Genomic DNA, 22605 nt, shown 5'->3' on the forward strand with positions numbered 1-22605 from the left:
AGCTTTTTTGTTGTAATAATTATATTTTGTTTTGTACAAAGTAAAGAAATCAAATGTTATTTAAATTACTTCTTTGTACCTTTACTTTTGTATGGTTTGGCAGCTGCCTTTTTCTTTGCACTTGATTGCCAACGGTTCCATCCTTTACTTCCTGTACCTTGTCCTACACCTTTTTTCGGTTTTGCTTTCGTTTTACTCATATGATCACTCCGTTATATAAAAATCTTATTTGATAATAGTCAATGATTTAGAAAATACTCTTTATAAATGACTATGATTGCTTTAAGTAAAAATAAACTGCTTGAATGCTATAGTATAACATGAATTTGCAAGTAAACTGAAAGGAATTATAAAGAAAATGAAAATAATAAGAAATACTGCAGATTCTATATTCCGAACGATCACATTAATTGTTGTGTATACGTTAGTTTCGGTCAGTGAAATATTTTTTGGATTGACGAGGCAGAAAAAGTAAAGATGTTAAATTAACAACAATCAATAAAGCCGTAAAATAAAGAATTGAAAAATATTTTAAAACTTTTTGTTGACTTTCTTTATTTTTTGTATAGAATAATCATTAATAAAATGTTTCAGAGATGTGACAACAAAACGACTATGAAAGGACGAGTAGTAGTAGGACGTAGTTTAAGCGAGTCAGGGGTGGTGTGAGCCTGATACGAAGCCTATTATGAAGAACCTCCTGGAGTTGCTAACCGAAATCCTTTATAGGAAAGTAGACTTAGCCGGGAACTTCGCCGTTACAAGAAGAACAGTATCGAGATATTTCATCTCCGTATTGTATAAGTGAGCAACCTCTGTTGCTAATTTGGGTGGTACCGCGGAACCAAAGCCTTTCGTCCCAGTTTTTTGGGAAAGAAGGGCTTTTTTTGTTGGCTTCTTTTCACAACATCCAAACATTTTAGGAGGAAACCACCATGTATCAATCATTAATGACAGTAAGAGAGACTCAAATTGCAATTAAGGAAGTTAAAACATTTTTCGAGGACCAATTAGCAAAACGCCTTGAACTATTCCGCGTATCTGCACCATTATTCGTAACGAAAAAATCAGGATTAAACGATCACCTAAACGGTGTAGAACGTCCAATTGAATTTGATATGTTACATTCAGGAGAAGAATTAGAAATTGTTCATTCACTAGCGAAATGGAAACGATTTGCATTACATGAATACGGATATGAAGCTGGTGAAGGTTTATATACAAACATGAACGCGATTCGTCGTGATGAAGAACTTGATGCAACGCATTCCATTTATGTTGACCAATGGGATTGGGAAAAAATCGTTCAAAAAGAATGGCGTACTGTCGAATACTTACAAAAAACAGTACAAACAATTTATGGAATATTCAAAGATTTAGAAGATCACTTATTTGAAAAATATCCGTTCCTTGGAAAGTATTTACCGGAAGAAATTGTTTTCGTTACTTCTCAAGAATTAGAAGATAAATATCCAGAATTAACACCGAAAGATCGTGAACATGCAATTGCAAAAGAACACGGTGCAGTCTTCATTATCGGAATTGGTGATGCACTTCGTTCAGGTGAAAAGCATGACGGACGCGCAGCTGATTATGACGATTGGAAATTAAATGGTGACATTTTATTCTGGCACCCAGTACTACAATCTTCATTTGAGTTATCATCAATGGGAATTCGTGTTGATAGTAAATCACTTGATGAGCAGTTAACGAAAACTGGTGAAGACTTCAAACGTGAGTATGATTTCCATAAAGGTATACTAGAAGACGTACTACCATTAACAATCGGCGGTGGCATTGGACAATCAAGAATGTGCATGTACTTCTTACGTAAAGCACATATCGGTGAAGTTCAATCTTCTGTATGGCCTGACGATTTACGTGCAGCTTGCAAGAAAGAAAACATTCATCTGTTTTAATAGAAGTGAGGGAATAGCTTAAATATAGAGCTATTCCCTCTTTTTTATAAAACATTACTTATTTATTACCGAGTTCTTCCGCTAAACCGATTAAAATTCCTTCGACTCCACGAATGTAGCAGAGACGATACGAGTTCTGGTACTGAACTACTTCGCCAACGAGCTCTGCACCATGCTTAGTGAGTCTCGATACCATTTCGTCAATATCCTCGACAGTGAACATGACGCGTAGATAACCGAGGGCGTTTACAGGAGCTTTTCGGTGATCTGCTATAGTAGGAGGGGTGAGAAATCGCGAAAGTTCAATTCGGCTGTGGCCATCTGGAGTGACCATCATAGCGATTTCTACGCACTGAGAACCGAGTCCAGTTACGCGACCAGCCCATTCACCTTCGACATTTGCTCGACCTTCGAGATTCAAGCCAATCTCCTCAAAGAAAGAGATTGCGTTATCAAGGGATTCTACAACGATGCTGACATTGTCCATTCGTAGTAATTTGTTTTTTGCCATAGTCTTATCTCCTTATGTATAAAAGTTTATTATTTAATTATCCTCATAATTATACTACTAAGTAGTTACAAATTCCTTTCAGTCAAAAACACCTTGTCACAGTATAGGAAAATGTGACAAGGTGTTTTTTAATATATCATATAGCATCTTGTTAACGAATAGCTTTTTATTTAATAGGAAGGAAGTAGATTAATATGTTTTTTTTATAAGCGTTACTAAACATATCAAATTAGCTCATTTGCACGAAAGGCTCAATTTTCGCCATAAATGATTGATGCAGCGCCTCAACGCCTGTTACTAAATGAAGGCGGTCAATAACGACAGACACTTTAATTTCTGATGTACTTACCATTTTAATATGAATATCTTCTTCTTTTAAAGTAGTGAACATATTTGCAGCGACACCTGGGTTAGATACCATGCCAGATCCTACGATTGATACTTTTGCTAAGTGATTTTCATGTTCTACAGATTCATAGTGAAGAGTTTCTTGATTTTGTTCCAAAACTTCTAAAGTTTCTCTTAAATCATTCGAGTGAATGGAGAAGGAGAGATGTACAGTTCCTTCATTTGTAATACTTTGAATGATGATATCTACATTAATGTGTGCTGCTGCTAATGTAGAGAAAACTGTTGAAAGTGAACCTTGTTCTAATCCTTTCACTGTGATGCGTGTAATATTATCTTCAAATGCAATACCTTTAACGATTGATTGTTGTTCCATGTTACATTCTCCTTTTACAATTGTTCCGTTTTCTTGTTCCATACTTGAGCGAACTTCTAAAACTACGTTATGATTTTTAGCAAACTCAACGGCGCGCGGGTGTAATACGCCAGCACCGAGATTAGCAAGCTCTAACATTTCGTCATAAGAAATTTCGTCTAATTTGTAAGCATCTTTTACAACTCGTGGGTCCGTCGTATATACGCCTGTAACATCCGTATAAATATCACATTTTTTTGCTTTAAGTGCAGCGGCTAGTGCGACAGCGGTCGTATCAGAGCCACCACGGCCAAGCGTTGTAATTTCATTTTCTACACTTATACCTTGGAAACCAGCTACGATAACAATCGTACCTTCAGCAAGATAAGATTGAATACGATCTGTATGAATGTCAGTAATCCGTGCGCTACTATGTACAGATTCTGTCGTAATACCTGCTTGCCACCCTGTTAATGAAATTGCATGATAGCCTTTTGCTTGCAGTGCCATTGTTAATAATGAAATAGTTACTTGTTCTCCTGTAGATAGAAGCATATCCATTTCACGTTTACTTGGATTTTCTGTGATAGCGTTAGCGAGTGCGACAAGTTCATCTGTGCTTTTTCCCATTGCTGAAACGACAGAGACAATGCTATGACCTCGTTCATATTCTTCAATAATTAAATTTGCTACATGTTGAATGCGTTCGACGCTTCCGACAGAAGTGCCACCGAATTTTTGAACAATTGTTTCCATTACAGATTCCTTCTTTCGTCTATTTTTAAGAATGGATTAGGAAATATATAAATCCCAATACTCCTGTAGTTACCAGAAAGACAAACAAAAAACACCATCTCAAATAAGTGAGGATGGTGCTGTTACAGGAAAAGGGAAACAGAAAACGGAGCTAATAAAAAAACCGCCAAAAAAGGAATATCATAAAAAATGATATCTCTTTTTTGTAGATAGCTCTTCATACGTACACGTTTGTACATATGACAGTTCTGTTTCTATTCGAAAACAGCCCCAATCGATAAATGCAGAGAAATTTATCAATTTCGGCAATACTTCCTTTTATCTAACTTCATAGACATCTCTGTGTCTCCATTAGAATACTCATAAGTATCGCAACCTCTATCTCACGTTTTAGGCGAGAGTGTTTGATTTATGAAGTTGTTGGTAACATTTGTTTTATAATAATTTAAATTTTTCGGGGAATCAAGTGTTTTATATATATTTTAAAAATTCTTTCTTTTTTGGGGAAGTTTGTGAAAAATGTAGCAAAATAAATTCATTGCATGTACATTAAACTTATAGTGCATAGGAGGTGGGGAGAATGAAAAGGAAACAGCCTATTTATGTTGCGACAAAAATGAACACGACGATGGAAAAATTATGGGAATATACGCAAGAACCACATATACATACAGAGTGGGATGCTCGCTTTACTGAAATTTCGTATTTAGAGAAAAAAGAAGGAGAACCACAGAAGTTTTTGTATAAAACAAAGATTGGATTTGGGCTTGAAATAGCTGGAGAAGGGGAATCAATAGGTGAAATAAGAAAAGAAACTGGTGAAAGAATTTCTTCTTTAAAATTTTGGACGGATAATACATTATCTCTTATTCAAATAGGACGTGGTTATTGGAAGTATACGCCAAATAAAGAATACATCCATTTTGAGACACAATATGATTATGATACAAGATTTGGTCGTATAGGGAATGTAATAGATTGCTATATGTTTCGGCCGTTATTAGGTTGGGCGACTGCTTGGAGTTTTGATGCTTTAAAATTATGGTTAGAAAAGGGGCTTCATCCTAGGTTACTAATTAGAAGAACAATGACGTATTGGCTCGTATGTTTTTTATTTGCTTTTGTATGGATATATCAAGGGATAGTGCCAAAACTACTGTTTACTCATTTAGAAGAAGTAAAGATGCTTTCTGTATTAATCGGTTCAAATGAAAGTAGTATATGTATACTTAAAATAATTGGGATGTTAGAAATAATTTTCGGTGTCGTATGGCTGTTGCCAATAATAAAACGAAAATTATTTATACTGCATATTATTGTATTACTAGTTTTAACGTTAGCAGCAGGATTTACGAATATTGCAAGCTTTACAGGGCCGTTTAATCCGATTACATTAAATGTTCTTCTAATGGGGTTATCAATTGTCGGTTATATAAATAGTTTCGATTTACCAAGCGCGAAAAATTGCAAGAGGGCGAGAAAGGGATAAGTGTATGGCTAATATGTATGAACGATTATTAGGGGATACCTATAAAAATCTTCATCCTGAATTGCAGAAGCGTTATGCGATTACAGAAGAGAATAGTTTTACAGGGGAAGGAAAGATGGATGAAATTTACGGTGGCTCTTTTTTCGTGAAATTTATATTGAAAATTACATCGAAGTTTCGAATGTTTTTCTCGGAACGAGGAGAGGAAATTCCATTTACGATACAAAACATAGCTGAGCGAGATGAATATGGACGAGAATTAGTAAGGTGGAACCGTACTTTTTATTTCCATAATAAGAAAAGATATTTTAATGCAGTTATGCAATTGGATGGAAACGAAAATGAAATTGTAGATTATTTTGGTGAACCACATTTACTCGTTTCTACACTGCATTTTCATATCGATGAGTTAGGGGCAATGCATATTTCTTCAAAGAAACAATGGTTTTATATGTTTGGAAGAAAAATGCCGTTACCAAAATTTTTGTATGGTGAGGCAAAAATTGTTGAAAGTTATGATGAAACACTTCAGTGTTTTCGAATTCATGTACAAGTACGAAACCCGTTAATTGGTTCGCTTTTTTCATATAAGGGAACATTTGTGGAAAGGGAATAAACGATATGAAAAATATAATATTTGGGCTTGCTTGTTATGTTATTTTTCTAATATGTGAGTGGTCAAATATAAATCCTGTTGAAGCAATTATATTATTATCTGTTTTATTATTTATACCAATGTCACTTTGTATTATTGATAAAAGAAAAAGAGATGGATCGCAATTATTATTTTATAAATCCGTATCATTTTTATATCCAATCGCAGCAATTTGTACAATGCTAGCTTTCGTCACAAATCAATATGTATTTGCGCTAGTTTGGTTTGTATATACAGGAATTGTTGCGTTATTTGGTGTAAGTAGATTGCTAGAAAGAGGATGGAAGCCGTTAGAAGAGATCGCCATAGATAGTGCGTTTATTTATTTGTTTTTAGGTGGTTTTTGGTTTTCTGCTTCAGTAGCAAAACTTTCAATTATGCATTTTAGCTCTGACATTGTTTTACTCACAGCTGCACATTTTCATTATTCGGCGTTTCTATTGCCATTATCAGCTGGTTTAATAGGGAGAAAAAGAGAAAAAAGAAGTAAAGTGTATGATGTTATTATGTTTATCATCATGATTTCACCTATGACAGTTGCAATAGGAATTACATACTCAAGAATATTTGAATTTTTTGCAGTGTTCCTATATTTATGTGCAATTTATGGGTATGGATTTTACGTTTGGAGAGCAAAATTTAATGCTATCAGTGCAAAGATTCTTCTAATCGTTTCGTCTAGTACACTCATGGTTACAATTATGTTCTCACTTATATATTCATACGGAAATTTGAAGCATGTAATGACGATTACAATTGCTCAAATGGTTTGGATTCATGGTGTTGTCAATGGAATTGGAGTAGCGTTACCGGCATTTATCGGCTGGGTGATTGAAAAGAGTGTTCCGAATTATAAATACTATGGGAAACCAATGAGTAAGTTAAGAGGAAATGTGGCAATTGGTGAGGCTTATTTATATAGCAGCAATTTAGTAGACAGTAAGGAATACAACGGTTTAGTCGATAAAGTAAATGACTTTCATAGTGAGGCATTTGATGTGACGAAGGTTCCTTTAAGTATGATTCATTTTTATGAAAATACAGCAGAGTATGAATTGCAATCAAATATTAAATGGACTCATTGGTTCCGTCCGTTCGCACTTTGCTATGAGAAAATGAGCAAGCATGTAGGACAAATACATTTAGGGATGGGCGGCAATTGGGAAACGATGCATGGCTCTATCATTGGTGTAATGGATGAGGAAGATGGAAGAGAGAATGTAAGGGCTTGGATAAGGAAAAATGAAGCAGGTGAATCTATTTTTGTAGCTCTTTATTCAAAGCATACAAATAAGAATGAGACATATATGAATATCGCCTTACCTTTACCTTATTCGAATATGACTGGTATTTTGAAACTATATAATGATAGTCATGATTTAATCATTACTAGTAAGTTAAGAGAAAATGGTCAGGGAGATGAGGGGATTTATTTACATACTCGGTTCTTAACAATCCGTTTACCATTAGCAGAGACTTTTATTATAAAAGAGCGCACGGATCACATACTAGAAGCTAATCATAGAATGTGGATATTTGGAGTTAAGTTTTTAGAAATTGATTATAAGATTAAGAAAGTAGAGGAGAAGTAAGAAAAGCTTGGAGAGATTCCAAGCTTTTTTACGTATGTGTAATTGTTATAGCAACTTGTTTATCTAGCTCATTATCCCAAATACGTTGAATTTCAAAAGTGCCTGTTTCAAAAAATAATGGGAATCTTTCTTTAAACCAAGTTTGCATAGGTAGCTTTAGTGCTGTATTGATTGGTATCCATAATAATTCACCCTCAGGAGGATTCAAAAGAAGTTCACCTTCAAATGAGTCTGTCCAATAGTTAAATACCATATATCGAACATTACCTTTCGGATTGACATATTCATCTAATCCTTTAAAAGTTAAATTGGAAACAAGTAATCCAGTTTCTTCTTTTACTTCTCTTATAGCGGCTTGAACGATACTTTCGGGGAAATCTACTTTGCCGCCAGGAGCGATGTAGCCAGGGAAACCTCGATGGCTGGGGCGTTTTATGAGTAAAATTTCATTGTTACGTTGGATCATACACATTGTATAGATCTGATGTTCGATGTTATGTGAATTTGGAGGCATAATGATGTATTCTCCTTTATATTCTTTTGATAATTTTACCATAACATAATTGTTTCTTATATAATTAGAAATGGAATGTTATAAATTTTCAGTTATATATTATAAATTCTATAGTCATTCGAAAAGAGGGGAGAGACATGCAAGGAGAAATACAAAAGGAGAAAAGTTTAGGTTATATTGGAAAATTATTATTACCAGTTAAAGTATCAACGCACTTTAAGTTTTTATGGATTGGACAATTACTCTCGGCCTTAGGTAGTTCGATAACTATGGTCATACTTCCGGTTGTTGTGTATTCATTAACTGGTTCAACAGTTGTAATGGGGATGACGATGGCAATGTACATGCTACCTAATATTCTTGCTTTACCGTTTGCGGGTTTAATTGTAGACCGAATTGATCGGGTTAGGTTAATGTTATTTACGGATATAATCCGCTGTATATTAATGCTATTACTTGCATCGCTTATATTTATGGATTTATTAACAATTACGATTTTATATATTCTCGTTGCCATATACGGACTTATGGAAGGGATATTCCAACCAGCATATTCTGCTGTAAGGGCGAAAGTATTCGTCCCTGAAATTCGTAATGCAGCTAACGCACTCACTCAAATGAGTAATCAAGGTATACGATTAATTGGGCCAGCACTTGGTGGGTTAATCGTATCGGTTGCATCTGCAGGGATAGGTTTCGGACTAGATGCAGCAACGTACTTATTATCATTTTTATGTTTATTATTTTTAAAAGAAATTAAGTTTAAAAAAGTAAAACCCATTGAAAAGAGTAAGCTTAATTACAAACAAGAGTTTATGGAAGGTGTTTTAGTTTTAAAAAGTCATCCGTGGCTGTGGATTACAATTTTAGTTTTTTCTTTTATAAATATTTGTTATGCCGGCATTATCGTCGTATTAATTCCATGGTTATTTAATGTTCATCATCATTTTGAAGCTTACGTGTATGGACTTGGCATGGCCTTTTCTGGTGGTGGTGCTGTAATTGCCGCATTAATATTTGGTGGGAAAGAGCTGTGGCATAAGAGAGGATTACTGGCTTATGGAGGTGTTTTAATGAGTGGCATTGCTTTATTAATTATGCCATTCATTTCTTGGGCACCCGCTTTAATATTCTTAATGGCAATTGAAGGATTTGGCATGATGATATTTGGACTCATTTGGGAAACGAGTTTACAGGAGCTTGTACCAGAAGAAGCATTCGGAAGAGTGGCAAGCCTTGATATGTTGGGTTCTTTTGCTTTATTGCCATTAGGATACGTAGTTGTAGGCTGGTTAGCTACTGTCATAGGTGGCGAGATAACTATTATAACACTAGCTAGTTTAGTAATTTTAACAATTGGAATCGCATTGTCTGTACCGAGTATTCGTCGATTTAATTGATTATATGGGAAAATAGGGCTAGACCTATATAGAAAATAACTTAGCATATAATCAATTAGTATTAATAAAACATCTTTGTAATGAAAAACCGGCCGTACATATTTGGCACAAAAAGATTAGTATGGAAGCAACAAAATTAGAAATCACAAAAGAAGTGACGGAAGCGATACAAGCAGGTTTCAAAAATGAAGAATAAGCCCTAAAGAAATTAGGACTTATTCTTCATTAAATACAAATGTTTGTTTCATTTTTTTACCTTCATTTACCGGATGGCCGTTATAAGAGAAATTCTTTTCTTCCCAAGTGATCACAACTTTAAAATTATGACTATTAAAGTCTAATGGGAATACCATGTAGTCAAAGCTTGTATGACTTTTAGAAATATTTTCATTAGGTGTAGTAGGTTTAAAGGTAGCTTTAGAGGTAGGGTTGTTATCAAGTATTTCCACAGATACATTTGATACATCATGACCGATGTTTTTTACGAGTAAACTATACGTATCAAATACACCTTGTTTTGGCTGAATTGCTTGCTTGTTTGAGTTATGAGATTTATCAATTTCGACATACCATTGTTTAGACTTTGACGCAATCGGTAGTGACTGAAATGTGTAAGCATTAGCTTGCATTGGTAGTGCTAAACATATAAGCGTAAAGAGAGTTAATATTTTTCGTTTCATTTTTTAGAGCTCCCATTCTTTAATGGATTTACTTGTTATTATCTTCTTTTTACGAGTGAATATACCATATAATGTAAAGTGGGTATTGTGAGTAGTGAATTAATATCTTATTCACTACTCTTATAGCTGGCATCATTACGTATGTAGTAAGAAAGAATAAATTTATTTTTTCTTTCTATACTTAGATTGCCGCTCTTTTTAAAAGGGCTATTTTTACGTTTTAATAAAAAGAATTTCCTAAGAGTTCCGTATAAATTATTTATTTTAATGTAGTTAAATGTGCTTATATATGTGAAATTAGAGAAGGAAGCTGTGTAGAGATGTTTCTACACAGCTTTTTAGGATATGAAAAAATTCCCAAAAATATATTAAAATAACATTGTCATACAACAAGGGGGATTTGTTTTATGGAAAATGGACATCTTGCTAAAGTAGACTTAACGAAAAAAATTGAATCAAAATCTAAGTACAACAAGAAACTCGAAAAATATCAAAGGCGCTTATTAGCATTACAGCAAATTTTGAAAGAAGAAAAAATCGCGGTTATGCTTGTTATGGAAGGATGGGATGCGGCTGGTAAAGGTGGGGCAATTAAGCGGGTGACGGAACATCTTGACCCGCGTGGGTTCCAAGTAAATCCAATTGGAGCGCCTGCACCTCATGAAAAACGTTACCATTATTTGCAACGTTTCTGGCGCAAAATTCCACAGTACGGGCAAATCACCATTTTTGATCGCTCATGGTACGGTCGTGTGTTAGTTGAGCGTGTTGAAGGATTTGCTACAAAGGAAGAGTGGATGAGAGCATATGATGAGATTAATGATTTTGAAAAACTACTAACAGATGACCATTACATAATAGGGAAGTTCTTCTACCATATAAGTAAAGAGGAACAGTTAAAGAGATTTAAAGATAGAGAGAAAAATCCTTTAAAAAGGTGGAAAATTACAGACGAAGATTGGCGTAATCGTGAAAAATGGGATGAATATGTTGAAGCAATGGAAGACATGTTTGAAAGAACAAGTAAGCCAAATGCGAAGTGGCATATTATTGAAAGTAACGATAAATTGTATGCCCGTGTGAAAACGTTAAAAATCATTATTTCATTCATAGAGGATTATTTCTTAGAACATGGTATAGAATTGCCTTCTTATTATTATGAAATGAAAGAGGATATTGAAGTTTTGCAAGATGTAGGTGTGAAAGAGTAAATAAGAAAATGGCCCTGTGAATTGGTAAAACCAAATTATGGGGCTTTTTTATTTAGAAACATTTTACAATTAACAGAATAAGGTATATAATCAATAATCATATTAACATTGTTAATATGATTATTGATTATATAATATGTGGGGGTTTTACTTTGAAGGGAAGAGATGTTGTTTTAGGTTTATTAATGGAAAAGGAATTGTCTGGTTACGATATTAAAATTGTGTTTGAAGACGTATTTACTCATTTTTTTGATGGAAGTTTTGGAATGATTTATCCAACGTTACGACAATTGGAGAATGAGGGGAAAATAAAAAAAGAGGTTGTCATGCAAGAGGGGAAACCGAATAAGAAAATGTATTTTATTACAGATGAAGGACGTGAAGAGTTTTATCAATACATGCAGACGCCTGTAGAGAAGGATGTTTTACGTTCGGATTTTTTAATGAGAATGTATTTTGGTAACTATAGTGATGATGTGACAATAAAAAAATGGATTAAAGATGAAATTGAAAGAAAAGAAGCGTACATTGCAGATCTTCGATTGAAATATGAAAAGTGGAGAGTAGGTATTACTTTCGTCGAAGAAATTTCACTAGATGTAGGTATTGCATCGTATAGTGCACAAGTGGAGACTTTGAAGAGAAAATTAGAAGAGTTAGAGGCAAAAGAAAACAATAAAACAGAAGAATGAAAAACGCATTCACAATAAATAAAGGGGTATATAAAGATGGAGCAATCAAAGGGTATTAAGATTGTCTTTTTAATGTGTCTAGGTATCTTTCTTTGTATGATTGATACGACAATTATGAATATAGCTTTACCGGCAATACAATCGAGTGTAAATACTTCATTAGAAAAGATGTCTTGGGTATTAAATGTTTATACAATGACGATTGCAGTACTTGCCATTCCGTTAGGGCGGATAGCTGATATTTTTGGAAAAGCAAAGATGTATATTTTTGGTCTGGTGATTTTTGGTGGTGGATCGGTACTTTGCGCTTTTGCTAATACAGGTGATTTTCTTATTTTTTCTCGTTTTATACAAAGTATTGGGGCAGCGATTTTATTTCCAACAAGTATGGTAATTGGTGTATCAGCTATGCCATTAGCTAAGAGGCATGTTGCGCTTGCAATTTTAGGAGTAACACAAGGATTGTCAGCTGCTATGGGACCAGTAATAGGTGGAATTATTACGCAAAATTTAGGATGGAGATGGGTGTTCTTCGTTAATGTTCCGGTTTGTATAATAGGAATCGTGTTATGTTGCATCATGCTACAAATAAAAAATGAAGAACGTATTATCTCAAAAATAGATTGGATAGGACTACTATTAAGTAGCACAGCAATTTTTTCATTTACTCTCATATTAGTAAAAGGTAATACATGGGGATGGCAAAGTCATATTGCTTTGTCTTGTTATGCAATTAGCACTATTTCTCTTATTCTATTTGTTTTAGTAGAACGAAAGATTCATAATCCAATGGTGAATTTAAAGTTATTTCAAGATCGAATGTTTGTTGGAGCGTCTATCGTTGTTATATTAAGTAATTTATTTTTAATTGGAGTTACTGTATTGCTTCCAACGTTCTTGACGAAACTACAAGGTCGAACGGAAATTGAAGCGGCTTTTTTAGTGACACCTATTTCAGCAATGATATTTTTTGTCTCACCAGTTGCAGCAACTTTAATTAAAAAACTCGGAAAAGTAACTATTATTTTGTCAGGATTTCTTATTATGGGGCTTTCCTACTATTGGTTGCAGATGATTGATGTTCATTCAACAAATATAGAAATTATTATTCCATGTATGATATTAGGTGTTGGATATGGTTTAGTAGTGGGGCCAATTACAGTTTTAAGTGCTTCTTCGTTTGAAGGAGAATTGTTAACTGCTTCTCAAAGTGTTGTGTCAATGTTACGACAAGTCGGAATTGTATTGGCAGTCGCAATATTTGTCTCTAACTTAACTCACAATTTAACTGTAAATAAAGAAAAAGTATATCGTTATGCAGAAGAAAAGGTGCGTACTATTCATGTGAATAGTACTGAGCAAACTGAAATTTTACAAATGACTAAAGAGAAAATAGAGAATCAAAGTTTAGAGTCGAATATAAATAAGAAACAAAATGCAATGACAATGGGATTAAGTAAAGAGAAAAAGGAAGAATTGATTCGCGACAAGACGGATGAAAGATTAAGAGAAGTTCCAGTAGAATATAGAGATGTAAAAAGAGAAGAAGTTATGAGGCAAGTGACAAAAGAAGTTGAAAAACAAGAGGAAAGTATAAAGAAAGAGGTACTCACATTTTCAAATGATGTGAACCATTATGCCAAGAATCAGATGGCTATGAGTTTTACAGATTTATATAAAGCAAGTGTGCCAATTATTTTAATTTGTGCTTTCGTAAGTTTGTTGTTTTGGGAGGGAAAGCTTTGAGTAAAAAGAGAAGGGGAAGATTAGTAGAAGAAGCGTAAAGAAAAACAGGCTGCTATTAGCCTGTTTCCCTTACGTTAGTATGAAAAGTCTGGATTTAATTCTTTAAATTTATGACTATAATGCCTTTTATTATTAAAACCAACAAAATCAATTCCGAAGCAAGATTCTAAATTTCCATCTACAATCGTAGAATCCACGAAGCTTAAATGTTTTAATTTTGGTAGTTCTTTAATGAATTGTAGATTTCGTATGTTACCACAACTTGATAAGATGAGAGTTTCTAATTCCGTTAAATAGCGCAAATATTCGTGGTTTTTAAGCTTACTGCAATGATTGAATTCGATGTGTTTTAAAGTTGAAGCATTGTTTTCAATTTCATCAATATGCTCTAAATGTCTTAAATAATTGAGTTCTAAATGCTTTAATTTAGGGAATGATCTACATCCTTTTAATGAACTAATATTCCCTTGTGTAATGCTTAGTTTTTCGATTTTTTGCAAAGAAATTAATTCTTCAAGGTTCTTTTGTTTCGGTTTGTATTTCCAAATGTATAGTTCTTTTAAGTTAGGACAAGATTCGAAGCCCTTAATGTTTTTATTACACTGTATGTGAAGTTCCTCTAAATTTGTAAAGCTTTCTAGCTCTGTTAAGTTTAGTGGAACTTGTGGTTCTTCTAGTGATAAAGATTTTAAGTTTTTTAATTTATATAGGGCTGAATAATCAGTAATATATGTACTACTAATGTGTAAGCTTTCAATTTGTGGACAGCGTTCGAGAAAATTAATATGGTGCAAACTATACCTAAGATCATTAATGTAAACACCCGTAAAGTTGTTTGTATTAATGAAGTTTACGTACTCATCCAGTCTGTTTTCATGGATTTGTACTGTGCCATCCATAACTAAAAAGTTTTGTGGTTTCTTTTTGATAGATATTTGTAAAGGATTCATGTATTGAAATATTTCTGTTTTATTTTCTAAAATAGTTTTAACACTTGTTTTGACGGTTGGAACATTATCTCTTTCTTTGTAAGCTATTAAAGTTGGCTTTATTTCTGACGGATCTGCTAATAAAATTTTTGGATCCATTTCATGTAGTACATCTTCATTTGAAGATATACAGCTAACCATTGCATCCAGTGCGATTAAACTTAAGGGGTGTCCTTTTGTTAGCCAAGATTTAATTCGTTTCCAAGTTAGTTGTGATACTGCAGCTAATCGCGCCCAATCGCTATGAAATGATGCTGCATGTTCCTCTATCCAATCTAATGTTTCTGGGGATTGAAAAGAATGCAGACAAATGAAGGAAGTGGTCGGAAGCGCACTTTTTAATACTGTTTTTAGTCTTTCTATTACTAAAGGAAAGGCTTCTTCAAATGGTAAACAGTAAGCTGCAGCGTGAGAAAGAGGTGCAAGTAAATCTTCATCAAATTCTTCCCACAGTTTTCTTATCCAATCTGAGGCGAATTCTCCTAATACACATATAACAATCTCAAGTAATCTAGTTTTAATTACACCATTCATTGTGTTTGAAAAGCGATTTATAACAGCATCTAATACTTCGTTTTGATCGTACCTATTAAGAGCTTCAATTTCTGCTTCTTGAAGAAACCATCTAGTCATGGTGTAATCAAGTAATTCCTCTAAACTAGAACGAACTTCTTCTAAAGTGGGCACGGGTGTAAGGTTCTGCTCATTCATCTCTAATTTTGGTTGCTTCGCTTCGCCATCTTCTTCATAAAAACTATCGTGCAAATAATACTTGTAAGGTGAGTGAATCATTACAAGGTGGTACCATTCTTTAGGATGTAAAGATAACGAAATAAGACGTTCATGACATTGGTTACATAATTTGTAAGGTTGATTTGCTTCATCGGATTCTTCTATTTTATATACTGGATCATGTTTGCAAGCTTCACATAATTCTACTGTTTTTTTCATTGTTTCCTCCTTGCCTATTGTGAATAGTAGTATTTTTAATATAGCATGGGATGAGTCGAGTATGATTAGAAAGTTTTTTAGAATGAAAGGGATGAATGGAAAATGCCATTGAATATGTAACGTTAAACATAGTACATTAACAAGAGGGATTAATTTTAAAAGGAGGATGGGGAATTGCTAGATAAGGCAGGGGCTTTAATAGATAATCATGTATACACAGAAGAAGAGCAACAAAAACTATACAAACGAACGTTAATAATCGTTAGCATTTCACAAATGTTTGGCGGTGCAGGACTAGCTGCTGGTATTACAGTGGGAGCACTTCTTGCGCAGCAAATGCTTGGAACAGATGCATTTGCAGGATTACCAACTGCTATGTTTACATTGGGATCAGCATTAGCAGCTTTCATAGTAGGGAAGCTTTCGCAACGATATGGACGCCGGATAGGTCTTGCAACAGGGTTTATAGTAGGTGGATTTGGAGCAATTGGTGTTGTAATGGCAGCTTTAACAAATAGTATTATTCTTTTACTTATTTCTTTACTTATATATGGTGCCGGTACAGCGACGAATCTACAAGCTCGTTATGCAGGTACAGATTTAGCAGATAAGAAGCAGAGAGCAACGGCTGTTAGTATTACGATGGTAATGACGACTTTCGGTGCAGTTGCAGGACCAAATTTAGTAGGGATAATGGGAAGTTTTGCTCATTCAATTGGAGTTCCTAAGCTTGCAGGTCCGTTCATACTATCGGCAGCAGCATTTATACTGGCGGGTCTAGTTCTTTTTGTTATGCTTCGTCCAGATCCTTTGATTATTGCTAACATAATAGAAAGATATAAACAGGAACATACATATAAAGGACAACCAATAACAGAAGAAGCGAAAGAAAATAAACGAGGTATTACAGTTGGAGCAATCGTAATGATACTTACGCAAATCGTGATGGTTGCGATTATGACGATGACGCCAGTTCATATGGGACACCACGGTCACGGTTTAAGTGCAGTAGGACTTGTGATAGGTTTTCATGTAGGTGCAATGTATCTTCCATCTCTCGTTACAGGAATGTTAATTGATAAAATTGGCCGAACTACAATGAGCATAGCTGGTGGAGTGATTTTACTTGCAGCGGGTGTCATAGCTGCGATAGCGCCAAGTGATTCTTTATTATTGTTAATCGTTTCTCTGTCTTTACTTGGGCTAGGATGGAACCTCGGATTGATAAGTGGTACAGCGCAAATCGTTGATTCCACAACACCGTCTACACGTGCTAAAACACAAGGGAAAATAGATGTTTTTATTGCGTTAGCTGGAGCTTCTGGTGGAGCAATGTCAGGTATGGTAGTAGCGAATTCAAGTTATGCGGCATTGTCATTGGCTGGAGGCGTGTTAGCGTTATTACTTATTCCTGTTGTGATATGGTCTCGAAAAGGGGCAAGAAATTAAATGAAAAAGAGGTTCTAGTTACTGACTAGAACCTCTTTTTATACACTTAAATTAAATTCCACTCTACAATAAGTCCTAAATGCGTAAGTCCGCCACCAAATCCGTATAGTAAAAGTGTGTCTCCGTTATTTAACCTTCCTTCTTTTATAGCTAAATTTAAAGCGAGTGGAATGGTGACTGAAGAGGTATTCCCCATATATTCCACGCTCGTTAATGTTTTTTGTATTGGAATTTGAGATTTTTCGCAAATAGATTCAATCATTCGTAAGTTAGCGCTGTGGGGTATGAACCAGTCTATATCATCTACTTGCATATTTGCGGTATGTATTAAATCTTTTATGCCTTTTGGCACTGTACGTGTTGCCCATTTATATACTTCTCTTCCATTTTGAACGATTTTTTCATTTGTTTGCAGTGATGTGCCATTCATAGTAGTAGATAAGTTTGTTCTATATAGATGAATGCCGCCATCACCGTTTGTTCCCATGTGAGCAGCGATAAAGCTTGGGGTGTCTTCATTTCTTTCTAATAAAATAGCTCCAGCACCATCACCGAATAAAATACAGGTCGTTCTATCGCTATAATTAGTAACTTTAGATAATGTCTCTGTCGCTACGACAAGTACTTTTTCATGTGATCCAGAAGTGATTAAGCTATTACCGACGTGTAGTCCATATGTAAAACCAGCACAAGTTGCATTTAAATCAAAAGCTAGTGTATGAGGTGTGTTGAAGTATTGTTGTATTTGGCAAGCAACACTAGGGAAAACGTAATCAGCAGTAGTAGTAGCGACAATGATACAGTCGACATCTTCTAAGTTTTTCTTATATGTTGTACATAAATTTTTAATTGCTTTAATGGCTAAGTTTGAGGAGTATTCTTCGTCACTAGCGATTCTTCTTTCCTTTATTCCTGTTCTTTGTACAATCCATTCATCATTCGTATGGACCATCTTTTCTAAATCGTTATTAGACAATATTTGATCTGGAACATAAGTACCAATTGCAGTAATACGAGATTTAGAATGCATAGGAACATCTCCTAACTTTTATTTTTTATAACCTGATACTAATATTAGGTTATAAAAATGTCAATAAAGATTTTTGTTGTATTAAAACGATAATACTTAACTTACTATGAAGGAATTTGGCGAGTGCTGTAAAAATAATATACGAGAAGTTTCTAAATTTGATAATTGCTTTTGTTATTTTTATTGTGAGAAAAACTCGCAAAAAATGACGATTAAAGTAAAAATATAACGATTTTCTTTCGTGTGATATAGGTTGTTAAACCTTGTGAAAGCGAATTACTTATGCTACACTTTATGTAACTTAAAATGAACGGAGGGGCTTCCTTTGATCTTAATCAGATTACGTCTCAATACTTTGTGCCAATAATTGAATAGCGCTCAAAGGCTCTGTCTGTGTACAGAGTGAACGGGATTGGTCTGCCTATTTTAAAGGAACCCTTTATTAAGCTTATATGTGAAAAAGAGGGAGGGACGAATACGCCCTCTTTTTGTTTTGCCTTTATAAATAGAATGGGATTGTATAGGTGAACGCTTATTGTGGATACGTATACAATCTTGGGACTTTTTGACTATAAAATAGGATGAAAGCATAGCTTTCTTCTATTTCTTTGGTGAACCCTTATCCGTTTACGAAAACACAGGCAGCGACCTGTGTTTTTTATTTTACGTAATCGAAATGGAGGAATAAATATATGGAAGAAGTATTACAAAGAGCAGTTTTAGTTGGAGTAAATGTAGGTAATGAAGATGATTTTGCGTATTCGATGGAAGAGTTAACAAATCTTGCGGAAGCCTGCGATGTAGAGGTAATTGGGCAAGTAACGCAAAATTTACAACGAGTAAATCCGTCGCATTATATCGGAAAAGGAAAGATTGAAGAAGTAGCAGCGTATGTACGCGAAATAGATGCGAATATGGTCATCTTTAATGATGAATTATCTCCTTCACAAATTCGAAATTTAGAAGAGGATTTAGATTGTAAGGTAATTGATCGTACCATTTTAATTTTAGATATTTTTGCGCAACGTGCGAAAACGAAAGAAGCACAGCTACAAGTAGAAGTAGCACATCTTCAGTACATGATGCCTCGTTTAATCGGTCTTCGTGAATCGTTAGGAAGACAGAGCGGCGGCGTTGGTACGAAAAATAAAGGTGTCGGTGAGAAAAAGTTAGAGTTAGATCGTCGTAAAATTGAAGAACAAATTTCAGTTTTAAATAAAGATTTAGAAGCGCTCGTTGCCCAGCGTCAAACACAGCGAAAGCAACGTAAGAAAAATGAAATACCTGTTGTAGCATTAGTAGGTTATACGAATGCAGGAAAGTCAACGACGATGAATGCAATGCTTGAAATTTATAATGGTACAGAAGAAAAGCAAGTATTTGAAAAAGATATGTTATTTGCGACGTTAGAAACATCTGTACGAAATATTGATTTGCCAGATAATAAATCATTTTTATTAACAGATACAGTTGGATTTGTAAGTAAATTACCACATCATCTTGTGAAGGCGTTCCGTTCAACGTTAGAAGAAGTAGCGGAAGCAGATTTACTTATTCACGTCGTAGATTACGCAAATCCAAATTATGAACAATTAATTGATATTACAAATGAAACGTTAAAGAAAATTGGAGTAGAAAATATTCCAACGATCTATGCTTATAACAAATCAGATATGGTGGATGTTGAAATTCCGAAAGTACAAGAAGACCGCGTGTATTTATCTGCGAAGAAACATGTTGGAATGGAAGAGCTTGTAGAAATGATTCGTTCCCATATTTATAAAGAATATACGAAATGTGAAATGTTAATTCCGTATGATCAAGGACAGGTAGTTTCGTATTTCAATAATCATGCGCACGTTTTATCAACGAGTTATGAAAATGAAGGTACGAAACTAGAAGTGGAATGTAAGACGAGCGATTACGAGAAGTATAAGCGTTTTGCAATTTAATGTAAGAGGCAACCCAGTTTGTGATTGGGTTGCCTTTTTCTATAATGTTTTACTGCTGAAAGTTACAAGGATGCAAGTCAATGATGGGAGTTAAGTTATATTTCTGGAAAAAGAAATGAAAGCAGTATAGAATAGAAATGTTTCAAAAGTCAGAATTTATTACACCTACTGTAATAAATATATTTTTTGTACAGAAAGGAGCGATTCACATATGCAGGCAGTTTCGCAAAAAAACACAGTAGAAACACCGACAATATATCGAATATTATTTGCGATTAGCTTTGGACATTTTTTAAATGATTCGATGCAAGCAGTTGTGCCGGCGTTGTTTCCTATTTTGGAAAAAACGATGAATTTATCCTATATGCAAGTAGGGTGGATTGCGTTTGCGTTAAATATGACGTCATCGATTATGCAACCGGTGTTTGGTATGTATTCAGATAAGAAGCCGTCACCATTTTTATTACCACTCGGCATGTTTTCAAGTATGCTTGGAATGATTGGACTCGCGTTTGCACCAAACTTTATTATTGTTATTATTTCTGTTTTATTTATTGGTTTAGGTTCCGCAGTCTTTCATCCAGAAGGCGCTCGTGTTGCGTATATGGCGGCAGGTGCAAAACGAGGGTTAGCGCAAGCGATTTATCAAGTTGGGGGAAACACGGGGAATTCTTTAGCTCCTATTTTTACAGCGCTAATTTTCGTTCCACTCGGTCAAATTGGTTCATTGGGTTTTACAGCATTTGCAGCAGTAGGAATTGCATTATTAAATTTCGTATCGAATTGGTACAAAAATGAATTAGCAACCGGTGCTGTAAGAAGGAAGAAGAGGGCTGCACTTGAGGCGGAAAATGCAATTGTAAGTACACACATTAAATTCGTTATTATACTTCTTGTTTTTCTTACTTTTGTACGCTCTTGGTACGGTGCTGGTATCGGGAATTTCTATCAATTTTACTTAATAGAGCATTACGGTTTATCTATAAAAAATGCCCAGTATTTCGTATTCGCATTTATGATTGCTGGTGTGTTAGGCACTTTCTTCGGAGGACCGTTAGCAGATCGATTTGGTAAGAAAAATATCATCGTATTTTCAATGTTAGGTTCAGCGCCACTTGCACTGTTATTACCACATGTCTCACTTGTGTGGGTCGTACCGTTATTTTTATGTATCGGTTTTATTAGTTCAAGTAGTTTTAGTGTAATTGTTGTATATGCACAAGAGCTTGTGCCTGGAAAAGTGGGAATGGTGTCAGGATTAATCGTAGGTCTTGCATTTGGACTTGGAGCATTAGGTGCTGTAGTTCTTGGGAAATTAGCAGATGTATATAGCCTGCAATTTATTATGCTATTATGTAGTTGTCTACCATTAATTGGACTCACTTCATGGTTACTGCCAAGTGATAAGAAAACGATAGAATAGGGGATGCGCTATGAAATTGTGTGAAAACGTTACGGAATTAATAGGAGATACACCTGTCGTCCGATTATCTAAATTTATTCCGGAAGACGCAGCAGATGTGTATGTGAAACTAGAAATGTTTAATCCATCGCGCAGTGTGAAAGACCGTGCTGCTTATAATTTACTTCACGTTGCAGAAGAGAATGGTCTCATCAAACCAGGAGATACAATTATTGAACCGACAAGCGGGAATACAGGGATTGGTTTAGCGATGAATGCAGCAGCTAAAGGGTATAAAGCGATTTTAATTATGCCAGATAATATGTCAAAAGAGCGTATTAATTTATTGAAAGCATACGGAGCAGAAGTAGTTTTAACACCAGCAGAACAAAGAATGCCAGGAGCAATTGCGAAGGCGTTAGAACTGCAAAAACAAATACCGAATAGTTTTATCCCGCAACAATTTGAAAATCCAGCTAATCCGAATATTCACCGTTATACGACTGCACTTGAAATTTACGAACAAATGGATGGAGAGCTTGATGCTTTTGTTGCAACGGCAGGAACAGGCGGAACGATTACAGGGACTGGTGAAACGTTAAAAGAGAAATTGCCAAACTTATATATTGCAGTAGTGGAACCGAAAGGATCTCCCGTTTTATCCGGTGGTGTACCAGGTCCTCATAAACTAGTAGGAACAAGCCCAGGATTTATTCCGAAAAACTTAAATACAGAAGTGTATAACGAAATTATTCAAATTGCAGATGAAGAGGCTTTAACGACAATGAGAAACTTAGCTAGACAAGAAGGATTATTAGTTGGGCCATCTTCTGGAGCATCTGTTTACGCTGCAATCATGATAGCGAAAAGCCTAGGCGTTGGTAAAAAAGTTTTATGTATTGCGCCTGATACAGGTGAACGTTATTTGAGCATGGGGTTATTTGAATAAAAAGGATAGAAACAC

Annotated in this window: 18 protein-coding genes, 1 pseudogene, 1 riboswitch and 1 other annotated feature; of the genes and pseudogenes, 12 read left to right on the plus strand and 7 right to left on the minus strand. The window is 34.8% G+C overall.

Annotated elements, in window-relative coordinates:
* Positions 1 to 65: 65 nt before the first annotated feature.
* Positions 66 to 200 (minus strand): DUF3934 domain-containing protein, encoded by a 135-nt coding sequence (locus DN399_RS08660; protein WP_000047588.1) that lies wholly within the window; start codon positions 198 to 200, stop codon positions 66 to 68.
* A gap of 406 nt (positions 201 to 606) precedes the next feature.
* Positions 607 to 865, plus strand: a binding site (T-box leader).
* 70 nt (positions 866 to 935) lie between these two features.
* Between DN399_RS08660 and asnA the strand changes: the two genes are divergently transcribed.
* Positions 936 to 1919: an aspartate--ammonia ligase gene (gene asnA, locus DN399_RS08665; RefSeq protein WP_000284916.1), complete on the plus strand. Its 984-nt coding sequence runs from the start codon at positions 936 to 938 to the stop codon at positions 1917 to 1919.
* Between the two features lie 58 nt (positions 1920 to 1977).
* Here the strand turns inward: asnA and DN399_RS08670 are convergent, their stop codons facing one another.
* Positions 1978 to 2430, minus strand: a complete 453-nt coding sequence (locus DN399_RS08670) for a VOC family protein (protein WP_049107152.1) — start codon at positions 2428 to 2430, stop codon at positions 1978 to 1980.
* A gap of 229 nt (positions 2431 to 2659) precedes the next feature.
* Positions 2660 to 3889: an aspartate kinase gene (locus DN399_RS08675; protein ID WP_049107151.1), complete on the minus strand. Its 1230-nt coding sequence runs from the start codon at positions 3887 to 3889 to the stop codon at positions 2660 to 2662.
* Between the two features lie 202 nt (positions 3890 to 4091).
* Positions 4092 to 4278, minus strand: a riboswitch (Lysine riboswitch).
* Between the two features lie 191 nt (positions 4279 to 4469).
* On the opposite strand from DN399_RS08675, the gene DN399_RS08685 reads away from it, so the two are divergent.
* Genes DN399_RS08685 through DN399_RS08695 form a run of 3 tightly spaced genes read left to right on the plus strand, consistent with a single transcriptional unit; the run spans position 4470 to position 7625 of the window.
* Positions 4470 to 5378: a DoxX-like family protein gene (locus DN399_RS08685; RefSeq protein WP_049107148.1), complete on the plus strand. Its 909-nt coding sequence runs from the start codon at positions 4470 to 4472 to the stop codon at positions 5376 to 5378.
* 4 nt (positions 5379 to 5382) lie between these two features.
* Positions 5383 to 5994 (plus strand): DUF4166 domain-containing protein, encoded by a 612-nt coding sequence (locus tag DN399_RS08690; protein WP_049107146.1) that lies wholly within the window; start codon positions 5383 to 5385, stop codon positions 5992 to 5994.
* 5 nt (positions 5995 to 5999) lie between these two features.
* Complete coding sequence (locus tag DN399_RS08695) at positions 6000 to 7625, plus strand: YndJ family protein (protein WP_149149494.1); 1626 nt, start codon at positions 6000 to 6002, stop codon at positions 7623 to 7625.
* A gap of 28 nt (positions 7626 to 7653) precedes the next feature.
* Here the strand turns inward: DN399_RS08695 and DN399_RS08700 are convergent, their stop codons facing one another.
* Positions 7654 to 8139, minus strand: a complete 486-nt coding sequence (locus DN399_RS08700) for an 8-oxo-dGTP diphosphatase (RefSeq protein ID WP_049107141.1) — start codon at positions 8137 to 8139, stop codon at positions 7654 to 7656.
* A gap of 137 nt (positions 8140 to 8276) precedes the next feature.
* On the opposite strand from DN399_RS08700, the gene DN399_RS08705 reads away from it, so the two are divergent.
* Complete coding sequence (locus DN399_RS08705; RefSeq protein WP_001161164.1) at positions 8277 to 9539, plus strand: MFS transporter; 1263 nt, start codon at positions 8277 to 8279, stop codon at positions 9537 to 9539.
* 215 nt (positions 9540 to 9754) lie between these two features.
* On the opposite strand, the gene DN399_RS08710 is transcribed toward DN399_RS08705, so the two are convergent.
* Positions 9755 to 10219: a hypothetical protein gene (locus DN399_RS08710; RefSeq protein ID WP_049107139.1), complete on the minus strand. Its 465-nt coding sequence runs from the start codon at positions 10217 to 10219 to the stop codon at positions 9755 to 9757.
* A 407-nt stretch (positions 10220 to 10626) separates the two neighbouring features.
* Here DN399_RS08710 and DN399_RS08715 point away from each other — a divergent pair, with 407 nt between their 5' ends.
* The 3 genes and pseudogenes from DN399_RS08715 to DN399_RS08725 all read left to right on the plus strand — a co-directional run bounded on the left by DN399_RS08715 (position 10627) and on the right by DN399_RS08725 (position 13906).
* Positions 10627 to 11430: a polyphosphate kinase 2 family protein gene (locus DN399_RS08715; RefSeq protein ID WP_016082097.1), complete on the plus strand. Its 804-nt coding sequence runs from the start codon at positions 10627 to 10629 to the stop codon at positions 11428 to 11430.
* 152 nt (positions 11431 to 11582) lie between these two features.
* Positions 11583 to 12122 (plus strand): PadR family transcriptional regulator, encoded by a 540-nt coding sequence (locus DN399_RS08720; RefSeq protein ID WP_006916931.1) that lies wholly within the window; start codon positions 11583 to 11585, stop codon positions 12120 to 12122.
* A gap of 36 nt (positions 12123 to 12158) precedes the next feature.
* Positions 12159 to 13906: pseudogene (locus DN399_RS08725) on the plus strand (MDR family MFS transporter).
* A 36-nt stretch (positions 13907 to 13942) separates the two neighbouring features.
* On the opposite strand, the gene DN399_RS08730 reads toward DN399_RS08725, so the two are convergent.
* Positions 13943 to 15808, minus strand: a complete 1866-nt coding sequence (locus DN399_RS08730; protein ID WP_149149496.1) for a leucine-rich repeat domain-containing protein — start codon at positions 15806 to 15808, stop codon at positions 13943 to 13945.
* 174 nt (positions 15809 to 15982) lie between these two features.
* Here DN399_RS08730 and DN399_RS08735 point away from each other — a divergent pair, with 174 nt between their 5' ends.
* Positions 15983 to 17257 (plus strand): MFS transporter, encoded by a 1275-nt coding sequence (locus tag DN399_RS08735; RefSeq protein WP_149149497.1) that lies wholly within the window; start codon positions 15983 to 15985, stop codon positions 17255 to 17257.
* Between the two features lie 46 nt (positions 17258 to 17303).
* On the opposite strand, the gene DN399_RS08740 is transcribed toward DN399_RS08735, so the two are convergent.
* Positions 17304 to 18287 (minus strand): ketoacyl-ACP synthase III, encoded by a 984-nt coding sequence (locus DN399_RS08740; protein WP_149149498.1) that lies wholly within the window; start codon positions 18285 to 18287, stop codon positions 17304 to 17306.
* 692 nt (positions 18288 to 18979) lie between these two features.
* On the opposite strand from DN399_RS08740, the gene hflX reads away from it, so the two are divergent.
* From hflX to cysK, 3 genes are all read left to right on the plus strand, one after another.
* On the plus strand, positions 18980 to 20239 hold the full coding sequence (hflX, locus tag DN399_RS08745) for a GTPase HflX (RefSeq protein ID WP_000393291.1): 1260 nt from the start codon (positions 18980 to 18982) through the stop codon (positions 20237 to 20239).
* 211 nt (positions 20240 to 20450) lie between these two features.
* Positions 20451 to 21662 (plus strand): MFS transporter, encoded by a 1212-nt coding sequence (locus tag DN399_RS08750; protein ID WP_149149499.1) that lies wholly within the window; start codon positions 20451 to 20453, stop codon positions 21660 to 21662.
* Between the two features lie 10 nt (positions 21663 to 21672).
* Positions 21673 to 22590, plus strand: a complete 918-nt coding sequence (gene cysK / locus DN399_RS08755; RefSeq protein WP_149149500.1) for a cysteine synthase A — start codon at positions 21673 to 21675, stop codon at positions 22588 to 22590.
* Positions 22591 to 22605 lie beyond the last annotated feature (15 nt).

The sequence above is a fragment of the Bacillus sp. AR4-2 genome, from assembly GCF_008274865.1.
GTDB lineage: Bacteria > Bacillota > Bacilli > Bacillales > Bacillaceae_G > Bacillus_A > Bacillus_A cereus.